The organism is Streptomyces sp. NPDC040622 (assembly GCF_055593965.1).
Genome location: NZ_JBVIXD010000017.1, coordinates 73,948 through 94,807, shown reverse-complemented (window position 1 = coordinate 94,807; position 20,860 = coordinate 73,948). Strand labels below are relative to the sequence as shown.

General features: G+C 72.9%; 17 protein-coding genes and 1 pseudogene. 16 read left to right on the top strand and 2 right to left on the bottom strand.

The genetic code is table 11. From position 1 onward, the window contains the following. The 5 genes and pseudogenes from ACZ592_RS36420 to ACZ592_RS36400 form a co-directional block, all read left to right on the top strand. A pseudogene (locus tag ACZ592_RS36420) lies at positions 1-91 on the top strand (ketoacyl reductase); the annotation flags it as partial. Between the two features lie 25 nt (positions 92-116). Next, positions 117-1,061, top strand: a complete 945-nt coding sequence (locus ACZ592_RS36415; protein WP_471586016.1) for an aromatase/cyclase — start codon at positions 117-119, stop codon at positions 1,059-1,061. 1 nt (position 1,062) lies between these two features. After that, positions 1,063-2,598, top strand: a complete 1,536-nt coding sequence (locus ACZ592_RS36410) for an FAD-dependent monooxygenase (RefSeq protein WP_471586015.1) — start codon at positions 1,063-1,065, stop codon at positions 2,596-2,598. 98 nt (positions 2,599-2,696) lie between these two features. After that, positions 2,697-4,241 (top strand): FAD-dependent monooxygenase, encoded by a 1,545-nt coding sequence (locus ACZ592_RS36405; RefSeq protein ID WP_471586014.1) that lies wholly within the window; start codon positions 2,697-2,699, stop codon positions 4,239-4,241. 65 nt (positions 4,242-4,306) lie between these two features. Next, positions 4,307-5,173, top strand: a complete 867-nt coding sequence (locus ACZ592_RS36400; protein ID WP_471586018.1) for an alpha/beta hydrolase — start codon at positions 4,307-4,309, stop codon at positions 5,171-5,173. A gap of 62 nt (positions 5,174-5,235) precedes the next feature. On the opposite strand, the gene ACZ592_RS36395 is transcribed toward ACZ592_RS36400, so the two are convergent. Then, a complete protein-coding gene (locus tag ACZ592_RS36395; protein WP_471586017.1) occupies positions 5,236-6,105 on the bottom strand; it encodes a sigma-70 family RNA polymerase sigma factor in 870 nt (289 codons plus the stop codon). A gap of 296 nt (positions 6,106-6,401) precedes the next feature. Here ACZ592_RS36395 and ACZ592_RS36390 point away from each other — a divergent pair, with 296 nt between their 5' ends. Together ACZ592_RS36390 and ACZ592_RS36385 are read left to right on the top strand one after the other, a co-directional pair. Then, positions 6,402-8,507: an MMPL family transporter gene (locus ACZ592_RS36390; protein WP_471586013.1), complete on the top strand. Its 2,106-nt coding sequence runs from the start codon at positions 6,402-6,404 to the stop codon at positions 8,505-8,507. 189 nt (positions 8,508-8,696) lie between these two features. Beyond that, positions 8,697-9,149, top strand: a complete 453-nt coding sequence (locus ACZ592_RS36385) for a carboxymuconolactone decarboxylase family protein (RefSeq protein ID WP_471586012.1) — start codon at positions 8,697-8,699, stop codon at positions 9,147-9,149. A gap of 67 nt (positions 9,150-9,216) precedes the next feature. Here ACZ592_RS36385 and ACZ592_RS36380 read toward each other — a convergent pair whose 3' ends face one another. Next, positions 9,217-9,681, bottom strand: a complete 465-nt coding sequence (locus ACZ592_RS36380; RefSeq protein WP_471586011.1) for a VOC family protein — start codon at positions 9,679-9,681, stop codon at positions 9,217-9,219. Positions 9,682-9,879: 198 nt separating this feature from the next. On the opposite strand from ACZ592_RS36380, the gene ACZ592_RS36375 reads away from it, so the two are divergent. The 9 genes from ACZ592_RS36375 to ACZ592_RS36335 all read left to right on the top strand — a co-directional run bounded on the left by ACZ592_RS36375 (position 9,880) and on the right by ACZ592_RS36335 (position 20,740). Then, positions 9,880-10,206, top strand: a complete 327-nt coding sequence (locus ACZ592_RS36375; RefSeq protein WP_471586010.1) for an ATP-binding protein — start codon at positions 9,880-9,882, stop codon at positions 10,204-10,206. Next, entirely contained in the window at positions 10,203-12,167 is a 1,965-nt protein-coding gene (locus tag ACZ592_RS36370) for a hypothetical protein (protein ID WP_471586009.1), read from the top strand. Before ACZ592_RS36375 ends, ACZ592_RS36370 begins: the two co-directional genes overlap by 4 nt. Beyond that, positions 12,164-13,561: an amidase gene (locus ACZ592_RS36365; RefSeq protein WP_471586008.1), complete on the top strand. Its 1,398-nt coding sequence runs from the start codon at positions 12,164-12,166 to the stop codon at positions 13,559-13,561. Before ACZ592_RS36370 ends, ACZ592_RS36365 begins: the two co-directional genes overlap by 4 nt. 4 nt (positions 13,562-13,565) lie before the next feature. Next, positions 13,566-15,071, top strand: coding sequence for a glutamine synthetase family protein (locus ACZ592_RS36360; RefSeq protein WP_471586007.1), 1,506 nt, complete (start codon positions 13,566-13,568; stop codon positions 15,069-15,071). A gap of 24 nt (positions 15,072-15,095) precedes the next feature. Next, positions 15,096-16,385, top strand: a complete 1,290-nt coding sequence (purB, locus tag ACZ592_RS36355) for an adenylosuccinate lyase (protein ID WP_471586006.1) — start codon at positions 15,096-15,098, stop codon at positions 16,383-16,385. Beyond that, positions 16,369-16,806 (top strand): GNAT family N-acetyltransferase, encoded by a 438-nt coding sequence (locus tag ACZ592_RS36350; RefSeq protein ID WP_471586005.1) that lies wholly within the window; start codon positions 16,369-16,371, stop codon positions 16,804-16,806. Before purB ends, ACZ592_RS36350 begins: the two co-directional genes overlap by 17 nt. 96 nt (positions 16,807-16,902) lie before the next feature. Beyond that, entirely contained in the window at positions 16,903-17,664 is a 762-nt protein-coding gene (locus ACZ592_RS36345) for a winged helix-turn-helix domain-containing protein (protein WP_471586004.1), read from the top strand. A 53-nt stretch (positions 17,665-17,717) separates the two neighbouring features. Beyond that, complete coding sequence (locus ACZ592_RS36340) at positions 17,718-19,175, top strand: multicopper oxidase family protein (protein ID WP_471586003.1); 1,458 nt, start codon at positions 17,718-17,720, stop codon at positions 19,173-19,175. A gap of 26 nt (positions 19,176-19,201) precedes the next feature. After that, complete coding sequence (locus ACZ592_RS36335; protein ID WP_471586002.1) at positions 19,202-20,740, top strand: MDR family MFS transporter; 1,539 nt, start codon at positions 19,202-19,204, stop codon at positions 20,738-20,740. The last annotated feature ends 120 nt before the right edge of the window (positions 20,741-20,860 follow it).

The window sequence follows — 20,860 nt, the reverse complement described above, 5'->3', positions numbered from 1 at the left end:
CGCCGGCCTGGTCGGCTACCTGGCCTCCGACACCGCCGCCTCCCTCACCTCCCAGGCCCTGAACGTCTGCGGCGGACTCGGCAACTTCTGACCGCCCCGGACAAGGAGCAGCTCTCATGACGACGCGTCAGGTCGAGCACGAGATCACCATCGGCGCGCCCGCGGCCACGATCTACCGCCTGCTGGCGGACGTGCGCCACTGGCCGCAGATCTTCCCGCCCACCATCCACGTCGAACGCCAGGAGACGGGCGAGCACGAGGAACGCATCCACATCTGGGCCACCGCCAACGGCGAGGCCAAGAACTGGACATCGCGCCGCACCCTGGACCCCGAAGGCCTGCGCATCGTCTTTTGCCAGGAGGTCACCACCGCGCCGGTCGCCGCGATGAGCGGCACCTGGATCGTGGAGCCGCTGGGCCAGGACCGCTCCCGGGTCCGCCTGCTGCACGACTACCGGGCCATCGACGACGACCCGCAGGACCTGCGGTGGATCGACCGGGCCGTGGACACCAACAGCACCTCCGAGCTCGCGGCCCTGCGGGAGAACGTCCAGCGCGCCCACGCCGCCGAGAGCGAGCAACTGCTCTTCTCCTTCACCGACACCGTGGAGATCAACGGCTCCGCGCAGGACGCCTTCGACTTCGTCAACGAGGCCGGCCGCTGGCCCGAACGGCTGCCGCACGTGGCCACCGTCCGCTTCGAGGAACCCGCCCAGGGGCTGCAGATCCTGGAGATGGAGACCCGCGCCAAGGACGGCTCGGTGCACACCACCAAGTCCTACCGGGTCGTCCCCGACCCCCGCACAATCGCCTACAAGCAGGTCACCCTGCCCGCCTTGATGACCCTGCACACCGGGGTGTGGACGTTCACCGACACCGGCCCGGGCACCATCGAGGCGAGCTCCCAGCACACCGTGTCGATCAACACCGCCGGCATCGCCAAGATCCTCGGCGACCAGGCCACCGTCGCCGACGCCCGCGCCTACGTGCACAGCGCGCTGAGCACCAACAGCCGCGCCACGCTGGGGCATGCCAAGGACTACGCGGAGCGGAAGCGCTGACATGGCCGCGCCGCACGCACAGCCCGCAAGCGGAGCCGGCCCTGACCGCACCGAGGTGATGGAGACCCAGGTCATCGTCGTCGGCGCCGGGCCCGTGGGGCTGCTGCTCACCGCCGAACTGTGCCTGCACGGCATCCAGGTGGCCGTCGTCGAGCAGCGCCACCGCCCCACCAAGGAATCACGGGCCTCCACCCTGCACGCCCGCACCATGGAGATCTTCGACAGCCGCGGCCTGCTCACCGACATCGGTAGCCCGCCCACCGAGCCGCGCGGCCACTTCGGCGGGGTGCCCCTGGACCTCACGCTGCCCGGCGCCTACCCCGGCCAGCACAAGGTGCCCCAGACCAAGACGGAGTCGGTGCTGGAGGAGTGGGCGCTCTCGCTCGGCGCGGACATCCGCTGCGGCCACCGCCTGCAACTGCTCGACCTGGCCCAGGACGGCGAGGCGGTCGAGGCGGAGGCGGTGGGCCGCGACGGGCGTCCGGTGCGGCTGCGCGGCCGCTACCTGGTGGCCTGCGACGGGCAGGACTCCACGGTGCGCCTGCTGACCGGAGCCGACTTCCCCGGCCAGGAGGCCGCCCGCGAACTGCTGCGCGCCGACGTCGAGGGCCTGCGCATCCCCGACCGGCGCTTTCAGCGGCTGCCGGGCGGCCTGGCCATCGCCGCGCGCCGCCCCGACGGCGTGACCCGGGTGATGGTCCACGAGTTCGGAGCCCGGGCACGGCAGCGCACCCGACCGCCGGGGTTCGAGGAGATGGCCGCCGCCTGGCAGCGGGTGACCGGCGAGGACATCAGCGCCGGCACCCCGCTGTGGGTCAACCACTTCGACGACGCCAACCGCCAGCTCACCCGGTACCGGCACGGCCGCGTGCTGTACGCGGGCGACGCCGCGCACCGCCAGATGCCCATCGGCGGCCAGGCCCTCAACCTCGGGCTGCAGGACGCCTTCAACCTCGGCTGGAAACTCGCCGCCGTCCTGGCCGGCCACGCCCCGCCGGGACTCCTCGACACCTACCACGACGAGCGGCACGCCGTGGGCAGCGCCGTGCTCGCCAACATCCGCGCCCAGGCGATGCTGCTGCTGGGCGGTGGCGAGGTGGAGCCGCTGCGCGCCCTCCTCGCGGAGCTGGTGCCGCACGAGGAGGCGCGCACCCGCCTGGCCGCAATGGTCAGCGGCCTCGACATCCGCTACGCCACCTGCGGGAGAGCCCATCCGCTGGTGGGCCTGCGGCTGCCGCACGCCCGGCTGCGGGTGTCCAGCGCCACCTGCACCACCCTCGAACTGCTCCGGTCGGGGCGGGGGCTGCTGCTGGGACTCGAGGGCCGGGTGCCGGTGGTGGGGGAGCGGTGGGCCGACCGGATCGACCTGGTGGCGGCCCGCCCGGAGCCGGGCGGCGGGGCGGGGGAGCTGGAGGGGGTCGGTGCCGTCGCGGTGCGGCCGGACGGCTACGTGGTGTGGGCGGGGGCGAGCGCGGATCCGGGCGGCGCCCAGGAACTGGCGGCCGTGCTGGAGCGCTGGTTCGGCGCCCCGCACTGACCTGATCCGGCCCGGCCCTGTCCACCACCGGCGTGCCGCACGAGCGCCTGCGGGCGAACGAAACAGAGGACGATCCGCGCGAGGAGAGGCAGGACAACATGGCAGGGACAGCGCTGGACACCGACGTCATCGTGGTCGGCGCCGGGCCGGCGGGGCTGATGCTCGCGGGCGAACTGCGCCTGGGCGGGGCCCGGGTCACCGTCGTCGAGCGGCTGGCGGAGCCGACCGGGCAGTCCCGCGGTCTTGGCTTCACCGCCCGGGCCATGGAGGTCTTCGACCAGCGCGGGCTGCTGCCGCGGTTCGGGCAGGGCGAGAGCCTCGCGGTCAGCCCCGTGGGCCACTTCGGCGGGGTGCAGTTCGACTACACCGCGCTGGAGGACGCGCACTTCGGGGCCCGCGGGATCCCGCAGGACCAGACCGAGGCCGTCCTGGAGGCGTGGGCGCGGGAACTCGGCGCGGACCTGCGGCGCGGCTGGGACGTGCTGGGCCTGGCCGAGGGCTTCCTGGACGGCGACCACGTCGAGGTCACCGTCGCGACCCCCGAGGGCACCCGGCAGCTGCGCGCCGCCTACCTCGTGGGCTGCGACGGCGGGCAGAGCAGCATCCGCAGGGCGGCCGGCTTCGACTTCCCCGGACTGCCCGCCAGCCGCACGATGTTCCTGGCCGACGTCGTGGGCTGCGGCCTCAAGCCCCGCTTCCTGGGCGAACGGCTGCCGCACGGCATGGTGATGGCGGCGCCGCTGGCCCCGGGCGTGGACCGCGTCATCGTCTGCCCGCACGGCGTGCCGGCCCGCGACCGGGACGACGACGTCACCTTCGCCGAGGTCGCCACCGCCTGGCAGCACATCACCGGCGAGGACATCAGCGCCGGCAGCGCGCGGTGGGTGAGCTCCTTCAGCGACGCCACCCGCCAGGTCGGCCAATACCGGCGCGGCCGGGTGCTGCTGGCGGGCGACGCGGCGCACATCCACCTCCCGGCCGGCGGCCAGGGGCTGAGCACCGGCGTGCAGGACGCGGTCAACCTGGGCTGGAAGCTGGCCGCCACGGTGCGCGGCACCGCCCCGCCCGGCCTGCTGGACACCTACCACACGGAACGGCACCCGGTCGGACAGCGGCTGCTGATGAACACGCGCGCCCAGGGGACGGTGTTCCTGGGCGGCGAGCAGTCGGACCCGCTGCGGGCCCTGTTCGCCGAACTCATCGAGCACGACGCGGTCAAGCAGCACCTCGCGGGCATCGTCAGCCACCTCGACATCCGCTACGACGTCCACACCCCCCACCCCGGCACAGAGGGTGCGGACACGGGCCCCGCCCACCCGCTGCTCGGCTGCCGCCTGGCCAAGCGCCCGCTGACCGGCGCCGACGGCGAGAGCGACACCGCACGCCTCCTGCACGCGGCACGCGGTGTGCTGCTCGACCTGGCCGACGACGCAGAGGTGCGCGCCGTCGCCGCCGGCTGGGCGGGCCGCGTGGAAGTGGTGACGGCCGCCGCCAAGCCGGCCGAGGGCGCCACCGACGTCCTGGCCGGCCTGGACGCGGTCCTGGTGCGGCCCGACGGCCACGTGGTGTGGACGGGCCAGGGCTCGCCGCGCGGCCTGGCCGGCGCGCTGGGCCGCTGGTTCGGCCGGGAGCGCGCCGCGTAGTGGGCACGGCCACGGCCTCGGGGGCGGCCGGGTCCGGCCCGCGGCACACGGAGCCCGCGGGCTCCGTGCGCGCCATCGTCCTGGACGCGGCGGGACTGGCCCTGTCCGCCCTGCTGGGCGAACCCGCGGACGGCGACCCGCGCGCCCTGGTCGTGGCGGTGCACGGCGGCGGCACGAGCGCCGGCTACTTCGACGGACCGGCCCGCCCGGAGCTGTCCCTGCTGCGGCTCGGGGCCCGCCTCGGCTACACGGTCCTCGCGGTGGACCGGCCCGGCTACGGACGCTCCGCCGCCGCACTGCCGGACGGCCTCGGCATCGCCGAGCAGACCCCGCTGCTGCGCGCGGCACTGGCCGACTTCGCCCGCCGCCACCCCGTGGGAGCGGGCGTCTTCCTGCTGGCACACTCCTTCGGCGCCAAGCTGGCCCTGTCGGCCGCCGCGCACGCCGGGAGCGGCGAGCGGCTGCTCGGCCTGGACATCTCGGGCTGCGGGCGGCGCTACGCCCCGGACGCCGAGGACGACGTGCGCCACGGCCGCCCCGGGGACCGGCGCCGGCACTGGGGGCCGCTGCGGCTGTACCCGCCGGGCACCTTCCGCACCGGTGCGGGCCTGCTCACGCCGATGCCCGCGCGGGAGGCGGCCGACCTCGCGTCCTGGCCGCGCGAGTTCGACCGGCTCGCCCCCCGGGTGCGGGTGCCGGTACGGGTCACCTTCGCCGAGCACGAGCTGTGGTGGCGCCGCGAGGAGGCCGAACTGGCCGCCCTGGCGGCCGGCTTCGGCGCCGCGCCCCGCGTCCTGCTGGAGCGGCAGCCGGACGCGGGACACAACATCAGCCTGGGCTGGGCGGCCCGCGCCTATCACCTGCGGGCCCTGGCGTTCTTCGAGGAGTGCCTGCTGCCGGGCGCCGCCGCGCACGGCGGCCCCGGGAGCTGACCGCGCACGGCACCCGGCCGCCCGGGACGCCCGGTCGCACGGCACCCGGCCGCCGGGGACGTTCAGCCGTCCAGGACCACGATGTCCAGTTCCCTCAGCCGCTCGGGCCCGGCCACCAGGTCGATGGCGGCGATCTTCCCGTCCTCGATGGTGAAGTTGAAGACCACGATCGGGCGCTTCTTGGCCTGCCACACGGCTCCCACCGACCCGTCGATGAGCGCGATGCGGGCGGCCTCGGCGCCGCCGGAGAAGATGCTCGCCACGCCCTGGGCGCCCTCGGTGAGCGGCGCGGCCCCGATGCGCACCGCCGTGTCGTCGGCGTGCATGGTGGCGTCGGGGGCCAGCAGGGTCAGCAGCCGCTCGAACTCGCCGCTGCGGGCGGCGGTCAGGAAGGCGTCCACGAGCTTGTGCTGGCGCTGCAGGTCGGGCAGGGGAGAGGCGCCGTGCACGCGCCGGCGGGCCCGGGAGGCCAGCTGGCGGGTGGCCGCCGGGCTGCGCCCGATGATCGCGGCGATGTCGGCGAACGGCACGGCGAACGTGTCGTGCAGGACGAAGGCGAGCCGCTCGTCGGGGTCGAGGGTGTCCAGGACCACCAGCATCGCCAGGCCCACGGAGTCGGCCAGCACGGCCGCCTGCTCGGGGTCGGAGGTCTCCTCGGTGCGGGGCTCGCCCGCGGGCTCGGCGTGTTCGGCCAGGAACTCCTCGCGGCGGTTGCGGGCGCGGAGCATGTCCAGGCAGACCCGGCCCACCACGGTGGTGAGCCAGCCGTCGAGGTTCTCCACGCTGTCGGTCTCGGTGCGGTGCAGCCTGATCCAGGCCTCCTGCACGGCGTCCTCGGCCTCATCGGTCGACCCGAGCATGCGGTGGGCCACGGCCTGCAGCCGCGGACGCTTCTCCTCGAACGCACGCGCCAACCGTTCGTTTTCCTGCATGACCACCGTCGTCCCCTTCGATCCCGGTCGGTGTGTGACAAACGCCTGTCACATCTTCGCGCTGCCGGGCGTCATAGCAGTGACGAACGGGACCACCCGCGTGTGACGGGATGCGGCCGCAGGCCTCACCGGGGCGCCGCGCCCCTCCCCGCACTCTCTCCCGGATACGGACCGGAGCTGTCGAGAGCAGGCTCCCTGACCCTTTGCGAGCATTCATGACAACGCTACGACGTCGACCAGACACCCACAGTGACAGTCCGGGCGCCGCAGCCGGTTTCTTGACCCGCTATGCCCGCATGGTCAGCGGTCGCCGCTCCAAGTGGGCCGTGCTCGTGATCTGGCTGGTGCTGATCTTCGCGGGCGGATCCCTGGCGGCCAAGCTGGGAGACGTACAGGACAACGACCCCGAGACGTGGCTGCCCTCCAGCGCCCAGTCGACCCAGGCCGTCAAGCTGGCCGAGGAACACTTCGCCGACAAGGACAGCAGCACCGCCATCATCATCTACGCCCGCGGCGGCGGACTCACCGACGCCGACCGGGACAAGATCGCGGCGGACCGCACCGCCCTGCAGGACGACGTCGCCGTCGGCGACGTGGCCAGGGCCGAGATCTCCGGCGACGGCAAGGCCGCCTTCCTCAGCTACCCGCTGCGCACCAGCCCCAGCGACAACAAGGTGCTCACCGACGCCGTCGGCGACTCCGAGGACATCGTCAAGAAGGGCGCACCCCAGGGCCTGGACATCCGGGTGGCCGGCGAGGCCGGCAGCGTGCGGGACTTCGCCGACGTCTACAGCGGCATGGACGGCGCACTGCTCGGCGCGGCCCTCGCCGTCGTCGCGCTGCTGCTCCTGCTGACCTACCGCAGCCCCGTCCTGTGGCTGGTCCCGCTGCTGACCGTCTTCCTGGCCAGCCAGGTCGCCAGCGGCGTGGTCTACCTCCTGGCCAAACACGCGGGCCTGCTCGTCAACGGGCTCAGCGCGTACATCCTGATGATCCTGTGCGTGGGCGTGGGCACCGACTACGCCCTGCTGCTCATCGCCCGCTACCGCGAGGAACTGCACCGCCACGAGGACCGGCACGAGGCGATGCAGATCGCCGTGGGCCGCTCCCTGCCGGCGCTTGCCGCCTCCGCGGCCACCGTGGGCGTCGCCACGCTCTGCCTGGCCTTCGGCTCCATGAACTCCACCCAGGGCCTGGGCCCGGTCGTGGCCATCGGCATCGCGGTGGTGTTCCTGGCGATGACCTCGCTGCTGCCCGCCCTGCTGGTCATCCTGGGCCGCTGGACGTTCTGGCCCTTCGTGCCGCGCCACACCCCGGGCTACGACGCGAGCGTGGAGAAGGAGCACGGCGCCTGGGCCCGCGTCGCACAGGCCGTGGGCCGCAGGCCCCGCGTGGTCTGGGCCGCCTCCCTGGGCGTCCTGGCCGTCCTGGCCATCGGCACCACCTCGGTGGAGACCGGCCAGACCCAGGCCGAGCAGTTCACCAAGAGCGTCGACTCCGTCGAGGGCCAGCAGCTCCTGGCCAAGCACTTCCCCGCAGGATCCGCGGGACCCGCCGACATCTACGTGCCCGCCCCGGGAGCGGACACCGCCCTGCGGACCGTCAAGGACGTGCCCGGCGTGGAGTCCGCGGCCACCCGGCGCACCGCGGGCGGCTGGACCCACCTGACCGCCGTGTTCGAGGACGCCCCGGACAGCGCGGCGGCCAAGGACACCGTCGAGCGGATGCGCACCGCACTGGACAAGACGCAAGGCGAGAGCGCCGAGGCCGTCGTGGGCGGCCAGACCGCGATCGTCCTCGACACCTCCGACGCCCAGAAGGACGAGGAGATGCTGCTGATCCCGCTGATCCTCGCGGTCGTCTTCCTCATGCTGGTCCTGGTGCTGCGCGCGGTGGTCGCCCCGCTCGTCCTGCTGGCGTCGGTGGTCATCTCCTACGCCTCCGCCGTCGGCGCCGCCTCACTGCTCTTCCACGCCATCGACCACCCGCGCATCGACCGGGGACTGCTGCTCATCGGCTTCCTGTTCCTGGTCGCCCTCGGCGTGGACTACACCATCTTCCTGATGGCCCGGGTCCGCGAAGAGGTCAAGCTGCGCGGCCACCGCGAGGGCACCCTGACCGGCCTCACCGTCACCGGCGGAGTCATCACCAGCGCGGGCGTCGTGCTGGCGGCCACCTTCTGCGTCCTGGCCGCCATCCCGACCGTCTCCTCGCTGCAGCAGGGCCTGCTCATCGCGATCGGCATCCTGCTGGACACCTTCCTGGTGCGCAGCCTGCTCATCCCCGCCCTCTCCCTCAGCATCGGCCCGCGCATCTGGCGCCCGGGCCACCCCGAGGACGAGGCGCCGCAGCCCGGCGAGCGCCCCTCGTCACAGACCGCCCGCGTCGACGTCGGCACCTGACCGACGCGCGGGAGGGAAAAGGGGCGCCGCGTCCAATCCCCCGCGACGCGGCGCCCCCTCCACCACAACGCCCGCCAGACCCCTGCAGCCCCTGTGACCTGCAGCTGTCACACATACCCGACCCCGTTCGTCATAGAAGTGACGCTGCCCGACAGCGGCGTCAGATGGTGATCCAAGAGAGGAAGAATCATGGAAGCGCGCCTGCAGAACCCGGCGATGATCCTTGACGCCACCCAGCCTGTGCAGGACATGTACAAGGCGATCTACTCCGGTGGCGTCCCGAAGACGACCCTGGACCTGGTCCACCTGCGCGCGAGCCAGATCAACGGCTGCAGCCCCTGTGTGGACTCCGGGGCCCGCGGCGCCCGCAAGGCCGGCGAGACCGAGGAGCGCCTGTTCGCCGTCGCCGCCTGGCGGGAGACGACCTACTTCACCGACGCCGAGCGCGCCGCGCTGGAGCTGGCCGAGGCCGCCACCCGGCTCTCGGACCGCAGCGACCCGGTGCCGGACGACGTCTGGGAGCGGGCCGCCGCCCACTACGACGAGAAGGGCCTGGCGGCCCTGACCCTCATGGTCGCCCTGACCAACTTCTTCAACCGCCTGAACGTGACCACCAAGGCGGTGGCCGGCGCCTGGGGCTGACCGGACCCGGACACGGCTGAGGCCGGCCACCGTGATCGGTGGGCCGGCCTCAGCCGCGTCCGGCCGCTCACCGCCCGCGCGCGCCCCGGGACGGTACGAGATTGATGCGCCACGACACCCCGAACCGGTCGGTCAACCACGCGAACCGGGCACTGAATTCATACCCGCCGGCCGGCATGATGACCTCACCCTTCTCGGAAAGAGCCGCGTAGAAAAGATCGAATTCGCTTTCCGATTCGCACTGCACGTATATCGCGGTCGCGGGGGAGAACTCATACGAATCCCACGGGGCAAGATCGTATCCAACGGCCCCCGGCGGAGGCATGTTCGTACACATGAACATCTGCCCGTCGAGTGTAAAGAGAGCGTGCTGCAGCGTCCCTTCCTCCCACCCCGGCTCCCCGGCACGTGCCCGGATCATCCGGTGCACCTCGGAGTTGTCGAAGAGCGAGGTGTAAAACTGCAGCGCTTCCTCGGCCTCCCTCCTGAAGGTCAGGAACGTCATCAGTTTCGGCGCCGGTGTCGCGGGCATCGTGGCTGCTCCTGTTCGTGGTCGGGGGCCCAGGCTATTTCCCGGCGCGACACAATCGGGGCGATCATCACTGTTCAACCGGGCAATTCTCCGGTTGAACAAAGCAGTCGAGCAAGCCACCACCGAAGCTCATGGAGAGGTCGAGACCCCGTCGTAACGATGTGGGCGTCTCGAACCGACCCGAAGGGTGAGTGTTCCGTGAGCGAGAACGCATTGCCGGCGGCCAAATCCGCCCGTTCCGAGCGGATCGCCGCGCGAACTCGCGGCGAGAGCTGGAAGAAACCACCGCGCCGCATAGAAGCCTCGGAGTGCATCACCTGCGACAGCTGTCTGCGCAGCTGCCCCGAGGAGTTCGGCGCCATATTCGACCGCGGTCTCGATGTCATCATCATTCCCGAACTGTGCTCGGGCTGCCCCGCCTGCGTCCTGGAGTGCCCCGTCGACTGCATCTACGTCGACGAGGACTGGGACCCCACCGACGCGGGCCTGTGGAGCCACATCGACCTGTCCGCGGACCCCTCATGAGCGGCCCGGCCGAACGCGAGAGCCGCCGCGCCGCCAACGCCAGGAAACGCATCAGCCGCCGCCCCAGCCGGCTGGGCACCCCCGCGGGCACCGCGGTGGGACCCGACCGCGCGCGGGAGCACGGCGCCGGCTTCCCCGCACTCCTGGACCGGGTCTGGGAGCGGGCCCGCTCCGCCAGCGACCTGCGCGCCTGCGTGAACATCCTGCTCAGCCTCGACGGACACGTACCCCCCGAGGTGCAACTGCGGGCGCTGAGCACCACCGAGGAGGCCGCGTTCCGCGCGCTGTGGGACCTGACCTGGCGCCAGGACACCACCGACGCCACGGACACCGACGCCACGGACCCCCGCGCCACAGACCCCGGCCCGGCCCCCGACCTCATCGAAGCGGCCGACGAGGAGCCCGTGTTCATCGGCGAACTGGCGCTGGCCGCCACCGGCCGCATCGCCCTGCGCGGCCCCGCCCAAGGCCCCCTGGACCGGGGGAAACTGGCCGGCGGGGTGCTGCGCGTGCCCTGGTCGCTGCAGGCCGCCCGCGCCTACCACGCCGAAATGGGCCGCGCCGCCGCCCGCACCGCCCGCACCCTGGCCGACTGCCGCGCCTTCCTGGAGCGCCAGGGCGACAAGGGCCGCGACGAACTCCTGGAACAGGCCAAGGAAGCAGCCCTGCGCACCGCGCCCTTCGTCCTCTACCAGGAGCACCGCCAGTACACCAACTTCCGGGAGCAGAACAGCCTCACCGGCAAGACCCTGTGGCCGGGCCACCCCGACTGCGTCCTGAGCAGCCTGCAGCAACTGCCCCTGGAACTGTGGTCGGACCACGACGTCCAGCTGGTGGTGAGCCTGACCCTGCTCATCCGCTCGGCCGGCTTCGGCCGCATCGAGGAGGCCAACGGCACCCAGGTCAGCATCGACCACGTCGCGGCCATGCTCGAACGCATCCGCCGCTCCTACAACAGCGTCCCCGGCCGGCCGGTCGCCCCCGCCGCCTCGCACCGCGTGGAGGACCTCAAGACCCTCGCCGAGGCCCTGGGCGCCCGCCGCCGGCAGGTGCTGCGGCAGGCGCCGCTCTACCGCGAGATCCACGGCACCCTGATGCACAAGGTGGAACGCATCGCCGCCGACACCGACACCGACGCCGTCCGCCGGCGCGACGAACAGATCAGCCGGCGCCTGGCCGAACGCCTCCCGCTGAGCGGCACCACCCTGGACGAACTGGGCCACAGCGCCGCTGTGGACCCGCAATGGCTCGCCGACCCGCACGGCCCCTACGGCAGCGGTCTCGAAGCGCTCGTCCACCAGAGCGTCGCGGCCGTCGCCGAGGTCTTCTCCGCCGACTTCGCCATGAGCCGCGGCATGCGCTCCCTGCCCGCCCTGATCAGCGCCCTGCGCACGGAGAGCTGGGCGGAGATCTGCGGCTGGGACATCACCCGCTACTTCTGCTGCGTGGTGCCCCGCCCCCAGGCGCACGCCCACTTCGGCGGCTCGGCCCAGGCGACGGCCGACGCCGCCTGGGCGATGTCCTCGCGCATGCAGTACAACTCCTGGCACTTCGTGCCCGGCAACCTGCCCCGGCACCCCGCCGTGGTGGCCCGCGACCACTTCGTACCGCCCACCATCCCCGACATCGCGTTCTTCTCCGACCAGCACCACCACGGGCACGTCACCAACCAGGTGCGGTTCTCCATCCGTTCCCCCCAGCCCGTCGAGGTCGCCGGACGCACCTTCAACGGCTTCGTCGACCTGCGCCTGCTGCGCTGCGCGGGCACCCCCTTCGACGAAGCGGACCTGCTCGCCGCCCACCGGGCCTCCCGCTTCGTGGCCCGCGCCACCACCCTGGCCGCCGAACTGGCCGCCGCCGGGGCGCCGGCACAGGTCACCGCGTTCGACGCCGCATGGCACTGGCGCACCATCACCGGCAACGACGCGGCCCGCCCCGGCCCCCCGGGCGCCCCACGATGACCGCCCCGGGCATCGGCGAACTCACCCGACGACTGCGCCGCGGGCAGACCACCGTCACCGCACACGTCCAGGACGTCCTGAACGCGGTACGCACCAAGGACACACTGGGCGCGTTCGTCACCGCCGCCGGCGACGAGGCCCTCCAGGCGGCCGAACAGGCCGACCGGCGTATCCGCGAACGCGGCGACGACGCCTGGCGCGGCGCCCCGCTGCTGGGCGTCACCGTCTCGGTCAAGGACCTGCTGCAGACCCGCGACCTGCCCACCACCCGCGGCTCCCTGCTGGAGAACCGGCGCGCCCGCCAGGACGCCCCGGCCGTCGCCCGGCTGCGGGCGGCCGGCGCCGTCATCATCGGCAAGACCACGACGTCCGAGTACGGCTGGAGCGCCTCCACCCTTGGCCCCCTCGCCCCGCCCACCGCCAACCCCTACGCACCCCACCGCACCGCGGGCGGCTCCAGCGGCGGAGCCGCCGCCGCCGTGGCCGCCGGCCTCGGCGAGGGCGCCCTGGCCACCGACGGGGCAGGATCCATCCGGATCCCCGCGGCGTTCTGCGGCGTGGCCGGCTACAAACCCTCCTACGGACGCGTCCCCTACGTGCCCAGCGGCCTCGACCGGCTGGCCCACCAGGGAACCCTGGCCCGCACCGTCGCCGACGCGGCCGCCCTGGCCGACGTCATCGCCGGACCCCACCCCGCCGACCCCGACTCCGGACTCGGCTCCATCGACCGCCCCCACAACACCCGCTCGCGGCCCATCGGATGGATCGAGTACGAAGGCACCACCGACGAGATCCGCAAGGTCACCGAAGAGGCGATGGCCGCCCTGCGCGGCCAGGGACACCGCGTCGAGCGCATCGAGGTGCGCTGCCAGGACCTCTACCCGGCCCTCGTCGACATCCTGGCCGCGGCCGAGGCGGCCGGCACACCACCACAGGACGACGAGCGGTGCGACCCGGGCCGCCTCGAAATCGTCCGCCACGGACGCTCCCTGAGCGGCACCGCCCTGCTCCACGCCGAAGGAGTCCGCCAGCAACTGCGCACCACACTGCGCTCGGTGATGCGCCGCTACGGCCTGCTGGCCATGGCCACCGTCCCCATCGAACCGTTCGACATCGGCGCCATCGCCCCGCCCTGGGCGGCCGACCCCCGCGACCTGCTCTGGCTGGCCTGGTCACCGGCCTCCTACCCCTTCAACATGACCGGCCAGCCCGCGGTGACCCTGCCGGCCGGCCTGACCGGCTCCGGACTGCCGGCCGGGATCCAGCTCGTGGGGCCCGTCGGCGCCGACGCCCTGGTCCTCACCGTCGCCCAGCGCCTGGAGGCGGAGCTCGGAGCGCTGCCCCCGCCCCGCGCGCAGCACGCCCTCGTCCCCGCCACCGAAAGGACCCCCTGAACCCATGTACACCCGGTCATGGCGCTCCGTGTCCGCCCAGGACGCCGTCGGCACGCCCTCCTTCGTCGCCGACCACGGGCTGTGGAGCCAGGAACAGTTCGCCGCCGCCGAGCAGATCGAGGCCGACCTCGACCAGATCGACTTCGTCCGCCTGGTCTTTTCCGACCCGCACGGCCTGGCCCGCTCCAAGACACTGACCCCCGACACCTTCCGCTCGGTCCTGCGCAACGGCATGAACTTCAGCCCCGGCCCCTTCCTCTTCGACACCGGCCACGCCATCGCCGTCGACTTCCTGGGCGAACCCGGCCTGGGCGTGGCAGAACTCGCCGGCGCGGGCAACTTCCTCCTGGTGCCCGACCCGCTGACCTTCCAGCTGCTGCCCGGCACCGAACCGCGCACCGCCTGGGTCATCGGCGACGAACACCTGCGCGACGGCACCCCGCACCCGCTCTCCTCACGCGCCGTGCTGCGCCGCCTGGACGCCGCCTACACCGCACACGGCTACGACCCCGTGGTGGGCCTGGAGGTCGAGTGGTACCTCACCCGGCTGCTCGACGACGCACCCGGCAACCAGGGCAACGGCTTCGGACTGCAGGGCAGCGCCCCACACGTGGCACCCCTGAACGCCGGCTACCAGTTCAACCTCGACGCCCGCTACGACTCCGTGGCCCACATCACCGACCCCCTGGCCCAGCACCTGCGCGCACTGGGCCTGCCCCTGCGCTCGATGGAACACGAATCGGGCCCCGGCCAGGTCGAATCCACCTTCAGCCCGATGTCCGCCCTGGACACCGCCGACGCGATGCTGCTCTTCCGCACCACCACCAAACGCTGGTGCGCCCGGCGCGGCCACCACGCCTCCTTCATGTCCCAGCCGCGCCTGGACGCCTTCGACCCCAGCGGCTGGCACCTGCACCAGTCCGTGTACGACAGGGCCACCGGACGCAACCTCTTCGCCGCCGAAGGACCCGCCGGCGGCCCCTCGGCCCACGCCAAGGCCTACGCCGAGGGCCTGCTGGCCTGGAGCCGCGAGCTGTTCCTGCTGTCGGTGCCCACCGTCAACGGCTACCGCAGACTCAACTCCCGGCACGCGCTGGCCCCCACCCGCCTGGACTGGAGCGTGGAGGACCGCAGCGTCATGCTCCGCCTGGTCGGCGCCGGCACCGGCGCACACATCGAGAACCGCAGCGCCGAACCGTGCGCCAACCCCTACCTCGCCATCGCCGCCCAGCTGTTCGCCGGCCTGGAAGGCCTGGAGGGAACCGCCGGACCCGAGACGGGCCAACGCCCCGGCACCGCCGTCGAAACCGTGCCCCAGTCCCTGGAGGACGCCCTGGCCGCCTTCGGCGCCGGACGCGCCGCACAACTCCTGGGCCGGCCCCTCACCGCCTGCCTGACCAAGCTCAAGGAGAGCGAACTGCACCGCTACCAGACCTGGCGCGCCACGACCGGCACCGACGACGGCCAGGTCACCGCATGGGAACAGCGCGAGTACTTCGAGGCGTACTGACAACCGGAGAACAGAGGTCGTTGCATGATTCCCCGATACACCTTGCCCGAGATGGCGGATCTCTTCTCCGACCAGTCCCGCTATGCCACCTGGGTCCGCGTCGAGATCCTCGCCACCGAGGCACAGGTCCGCCTGGGACGCGTACCCGAGGACGCCGTCCAGGACATGCGCCGAGCCCCGGTGCCGCTCGCGCACCGCGTCGCCGAGATCGAGAAGGAACGCGACCACGAGGTCCTCTCCTTCCTCGCCGCCTACTGCGAGGACATCCCCGAGTCCTCGGCCCGCTGGGTCCACCTGGGCATGACCAGCTACGACCTGGTCGACACCGCCCTGGGCCACACCCTGGCCAAGGCCTGCGACCTGCTGGACACGGCCGCCCGCCGCCTGCGCCGCACCCTGGTGACCAGGGCGCTGGAGCACTGGGACACCCTCATGGTGGGCCGCACCCACGGCGTGCACGCGGAACCGACCACCTTCGGCCACAAACTCGCCGGCTACGCCTTCGCCGTCGACCGCTCCCTGCACCGGCTGGCCGCGGCCCGCGAAGCCGTCGCGGTCGGCACGATCTCCGGCTCGGTGGGCACCTACGCGCTCATCGACCCCTTCGTGGAACAGTACGTGTGCCAGTCACTGGGCCTGGGCATCGAAGAGGCACCCAGCCAGGTCGTCGCCCGCGACCGGCACGCCCAACTGGTGCAGGCCGTCGCCGCCCTGGGCGCCTGCGTCGAGCAGATCGCCCTGGAACTGCGCCTGTTGCAGCGCACCGAGGTCGCCGAGGTCGAGGAACAGCGCGCCAGCGCCTACCAGGGCTCCAGCGCCATGCCCCACAAACGCAACCCCACCACCAGCGAACGGCTCTGCGGCCTGGCCCGCCTGCTGCGCGGCTACGCCACCACCGCGCTGGAGGACGTCGCCCTGTGGCACGAACGCGACCTGGCCCACCAGTCGGTGGAGCGCGTCATCCTGCCCGACAGCCTCAGCGTCGCCCACTTCCAGGCCACCCGGGCCGAGGAACTGGTGGCCTGCCTGCGCATCCACCCCGACCGGATGCGGGCCGCCCTGGACCGCACCCACGGCCTCATCCACAGCTCGGCGGTCCTGGTGGACCTCCTGGGCGACGGCACCGAGCGCGAGCGGGCCTACCGCTCGGCACAGGCCGCCGCGAACCGGACGGCGGCCACCGGCACCCCCTTCGCGGACACCCTGGCCGCCGAAGGCGTCACCCTGCGCGAAGAGCTGCGGCCCGAACGCTTCCTCGTCCACCACGACGTCGTACGCCGGCGATTGGAGAAGCTCGATGAGCTGGAAGACTGAACGCGTCAACGGCACGGACCTCGCCCTGGACGACGTCCTCGCGGTCTACCACCAGTCGGGCCTGGGCGAGCGCCGGCCCGTCCAGGACCGCGCACGGATGGCCGCGATGGTGCGCCAGGCCAACCTCGTCGTCATCGCCCGGGACACCGACGGCACCCTCATCGGCATCGCCCGCAGCATCTCCGACTTCTCCTACGTCACCTACCTCAGCGACATCGCCGTCATCCGCCGCCACCAGCGCTCGGGAGTGGGCACCGCCCTCATGGAGGCCACCCGGCGCGAGGCCCCCGAGGCCAAGGTGGTGCTCCTGTCGGCCCCGGCGGCCGCCGGCTACTACCCGCGCCTGGGCTTCACCCGGCACGAATCGGCATGGGTCCTGGACCCCGGCCGGCCCCTGGAAGGACCCCGCACCCAGCCGTGAGCCCCGCCGCAACGGCACCCGACCACGCGCACACCGGGCCGCCCGCCGAACCCGGCCGTCGGCCCGCCCGGGCACCGCACACTCCACGGGGGAGGCATGAGCCACATTCCGTCACCGGCACTGCTGGAGCCCTTCGCCCCCGTGCCCGACGCCGAGGGACCCACCGAACCGGGACCCTCGGCACCCGCCCGCACACCCACCGGCCAGCGCATCCTGGTGGTGGACGGCGACGCCGCGCTGGCCGGCTCACTGACCGCCCAACTGCGCCGCCACGGCCACGACCCGGTCGGCGTCCGGCACGGCAGCGCCGCCCTGCAGGCCTACGAGGACGCCGAGATGGTCCTGCTGGACCTCGACCTGCCCGACCTCGACGGCCTGGAGGTGTGCCGCGCCATCCGCGAGGTCAGCCGGGTCCCCATCATCATCGTCACCGCCCGCCGCTCCGAACTCGACTGCGTGCTCGGCCTGCACGCCGGCGCCGACGACTACGTCACCAAGCCCTACGGGCTGCGGGAACTCATCGCCCGCATCGAGGCGGTGACGCGCCGCACCCGCTGGCAGCCCGCCGCCGCCAGGGAACTGGACCACGGCCGGCTGCGCATCGACGTCGACTCCCGCCAGGTCACCGTGGACGAGCACCCGGTGGCCCTGACCCGCAAGGAGTTCGACCTGCTGTACCTGCTGGCCTGCCGGCCCGACACGGTCATCCCGCGCAAGCAGCTCCTGCAGCAGGTGTGGGGCGACTCCTGGTCACGCCGCACCATCGACACCCACGTCAGCAGCCTGCGCGGGAAACTCGGCGCCAGCGCGTGGGTCGTCACCGTACGCGGCGTGGGATTCAAGCTGGGCACCGGCTGAGCGGCCGGCCGCCGCACCCGACGCACGAGCCGCCCCCGAGCCCCGGAGAAACCATGATCACACGACGCGGTGCCCTCAGCGCCACGCTCGCCACCACCGGAGTGGCCCTGACCGGCGCGGGACTCACCCCGCTGCTCGCCGCACACCTGCGCACCCGGCCCCCGGCCGGCAGCACCCCGGCAGACCCCCGGGTCCCGGAGAAGTTCCGGCGCCCGATGCCGCTGCTGCCCGAGAAGAGACCCCTGGCCCGCACCGGCCGCTCCGACGTGTACGTGATGACGATGAAACCCGCCCGGGCACAGATCCTGCCCGGCATCCAGAGCGACGTCCTCACCTACGACGGACACTTCCCCGGACCCGTCATCAGGGCCCGCACCCACCGTCCCGTCATCATCCGCCAGCGCAACCGCCTCACCGTGCCCACCGCCGTCCACCTGCACGGCGCCGCGGTCCGCCCCGACAGCGACGGCGACCCGATGGACCTCATCGAGCCCGGCACGGACCGCGTCTACCACTACCCCAACCGCCAGCCGCACGCCCCGCTGTGGTTCCACGACCACGCCCACCACCTCGAGGCGGAGAACGTCTACCGCGGCCTGTCCGGCTCCTACCTGCTCACCGACGCCACCGAACGCGCCCTGCCGCTGCCCGCGGGCCGCTACGAGATCGTCATCGCCCTGCGCGACGCCCGCTTCGACGCCCAGGGCCAGCTCGCCTACGCGATGGGCGACCGCGACCGCAACACCCTCCTCGCCAACGGCGTGCCCTACCCCTACCTCCGCGTCGCCGCCCGCAAGTACCGGCTGCGCCTGCTGAACGCCTCCAACCAGCGTCGCTTCGAACTGCGCCTGGCAGACGACGGCCCGCTGGTGCAGATCGGCTCCGACGGCGGCCTGCTCACCGCCCCCCACACCACCGACCGCATCACGATGAGCGCCGGCGAACGCGCCGACGTCATCGTCGACTTCTCCCGCTACCCGCTCGGCAGCAGCGTGGTACTGCGCAACACCACCGGCACCGGACCCGCAGGCGAGATCGGCGAGGTGCTGCGCTTCGACGTGGTGCGCACCGCCCACGACCCCAGCGAGATACCCGCCCGGCTGCGCACCCTGCCCCCGCTGCCCCGCCCCGACGTGCGGCGCGAGGTGGTGCTGCGCATGGACGAGGGCGGCGAACACCCCGGCGCCTACATCGACGAGAAGGTGTACGACCCCCACCGGGTGGACGCCGACATCCGGTTCAACTCCAGCGAGATCTGGACGGTCACCAACGCCAACGCGCGCGCCGAGCACAACTTCCACCTGCACCTGGTGCAGTTCCGCGTCCTGGAGCGCGGCGGACGGCCCCCGCAGGCGGCGGAGAGCGGCCTGAAGGACACCGTGTTCCTGGCCCCCGGCGAAACCGTCACGCTCCAGGCCGTGTTCGACACCTACCGCGGCAACTACCTCTACCACTGCCACATGTTCGAGCACGGCGTGCGGGGCATGATGGCCACGATGCGCATCAGATGAGGCGGGACGGCCAGAAGGAGGAGCCCGTGGACGCGCCGCCGGGCGAAACCGAGGGGACCCGGCGCGGCCCCCGACAGCGCAGCGTACGCCTCGCGCTGATACCCCTGCTGCTCGCGATGCTGCCCTCCTCGCTGGGCACCACCATCGTGGCGACCTCGATGCCGACGATCGCCGGCGAACTCGGCGGCGTCACCTACCTGTCCTGGGCGGTCACCTCCTACACCCTGGCCGCCGCGGCCTCGATCCCCATCTGGGGCAAGCTCGGCGACATGTACGGGCGCAAGCGGTGGCTCGCCGTGGCGATGTCGGTCTTTCTGACCGGGTCCCTGCTGTGCGGACTGACCCGGGACATGGGCGAGTTGATCGCCGCCCGCACCGTCCAGGGCCTGGGCGGGGGAGGGCTCGCGGTCGGCGTCATGGCGGTCGTCGGCGAGCTGATCCCGCCGCGCGAACGCGGCCGCTACCAGGGCATGATCACCAGCGTCATGGTGTTCTCCATGATCACCGGACCGCTGATCGGCGGCGGCATCACCGACTCCGTCGGCTGGCGCTGGGCGTTCCTGGTCAACCTGCCCGTCGGTGCCCTCGCCCTGGTCCTGATCGCCCGCCTGGTGCGGGTGGCGGACCGGCACAAGAAGGCACACATCGACTACCTGGGCGCGGTGCTGCTGGTCCTGTGCATCGTGTCGTTCGTGCTGGTGGTCACCTGGGGCGGGGTCCGGCACGCCTGGGGCTCGGGGACGATCGTGTCCCTGGCCGTCCTGTCCGCCGCGGCCCTGGCCGGCTTCGTCGCCGCCCAGGCACGGGCCACCGAGCCGGTCCTGCCCCCGCACCTCTTCCGCAGCCCCAACTTCTCCCTGATGGCCGTCCTGAGCTTCACCAACGGCTTCGTGATGTTCGGCGCGGTCCTCTACCTCCCGCTCTACCAGCAGGCCGTGCACGGCGTCTCGGCGACCGGCTCCGGCCTGCTGCTGCTGCCGATGCTCGGCGCCCTGGTGCTGGCCTCCCAGCTCTCGGGCCGCACCGTCGCCCGCACCGGCCGCTACAAGGCCCTCCAGATCGGCGGCTCGGCCGCCATGCTCACCGGCACCCTGCTGCTCTCGCACGTGGGCACCGGCACCTCACGCCTGGCCGCCGCGCTCTTCATGGCCCTGCTGGGCACCGGCATGGGCTTGCTGGGGCAGAACGTGATGACCGTCGCGCAGAACAGCGTCCCCACCCGGGAAGTGGGCGTCGCCTCCGCCGCGATGACGCTCTTTCGCACCCTGGGCCAGTCGGTCGGCGTCGCCGCCATGGGCACCCTGTTCAACCACCGGGTACGCGAGGTGATGAGCGGGCGGACCCACGGCGCCGCGCTCTCCGACACCCGCCTGGACGCCGAGGGGATGGGCCGCCTGTCGGCCGGCGTACGCGCCGTGTACCGCGGCGCCGTCGCCCAGGGCGTCCAAGGGGCCTTCCTGCTGGCCTCGTTCGCCGCGGGCCTCTCGCTGCTGGCCGCGCTCCTGGTCCGCGAGGTCCCCCTGCGCTCCCGCAAGCAGCCCGCCGAGCGCGAGCGGCAGCCCTGACAAAAGCAGCCGGCGAGGGGGGGGGGAGGGGGGGGGGGGGGGGGGGGGGGAAAGGGGGGGGGGGGGGGGGGGGGGTCTCTAAAAAAAGGAGGGCCCCAGAGGGGTTTACCACCCACCCTC

Bases quoted from the DNA above. Each gene is read 5' to 3' on its own strand.
- ACZ592_RS36415 (WP_471586016.1), top strand. From the start codon at position 117: ATGACGACGCGTCAGGTCGAGCACGAGATCACCATCGGCGCGCCCGCG.
- purB (WP_471586006.1), top strand. From the start codon at position 15,096: ATGATTCCCCGATACACCTTGCCCGAGATGGCGGATCTCTTCTCCGAC.
- ACZ592_RS36360 (WP_471586007.1), top strand. From the start codon at position 13,566: ATGTACACCCGGTCATGGCGCTCCGTGTCCGCCCAGGACGCCGTCGGC.
- ACZ592_RS36340 (WP_471586003.1), top strand. From the start codon at position 17,718: ATGATCACACGACGCGGTGCCCTCAGCGCCACGCTCGCCACCACCGGA.
- ACZ592_RS36395 (WP_471586017.1), bottom strand. From the start codon at position 6,105: ATGCAGGAAAACGAACGGTTGGCGCGTGCGTTCGAGGAGAAGCGTCCG.
- ACZ592_RS36390 (WP_471586013.1), top strand. From the start codon at position 6,402: ATGGTCAGCGGTCGCCGCTCCAAGTGGGCCGTGCTCGTGATCTGGCTG.
- ACZ592_RS36365 (WP_471586008.1), top strand. From the start codon at position 12,164: ATGACCGCCCCGGGCATCGGCGAACTCACCCGACGACTGCGCCGCGGG.
- ACZ592_RS36350 (WP_471586005.1), top strand. From the start codon at position 16,369: ATGAGCTGGAAGACTGAACGCGTCAACGGCACGGACCTCGCCCTGGAC.
- ACZ592_RS36405 (WP_471586014.1), top strand. From the start codon at position 2,697: ATGGCAGGGACAGCGCTGGACACCGACGTCATCGTGGTCGGCGCCGGG.
- ACZ592_RS36345 (WP_471586004.1), top strand. From the start codon at position 16,903: ATGAGCCACATTCCGTCACCGGCACTGCTGGAGCCCTTCGCCCCCGTG.
- ACZ592_RS36385 (WP_471586012.1), top strand. From the start codon at position 8,697: ATGGAAGCGCGCCTGCAGAACCCGGCGATGATCCTTGACGCCACCCAG.
- ACZ592_RS36410 (WP_471586015.1), top strand. From the start codon at position 1,063: ATGGCCGCGCCGCACGCACAGCCCGCAAGCGGAGCCGGCCCTGACCGC.
- ACZ592_RS36380 (WP_471586011.1), bottom strand. From the start codon at position 9,681: ATGCCCGCGACACCGGCGCCGAAACTGATGACGTTCCTGACCTTCAGG.
- ACZ592_RS36370 (WP_471586009.1), top strand. From the start codon at position 10,203: ATGAGCGGCCCGGCCGAACGCGAGAGCCGCCGCGCCGCCAACGCCAGG.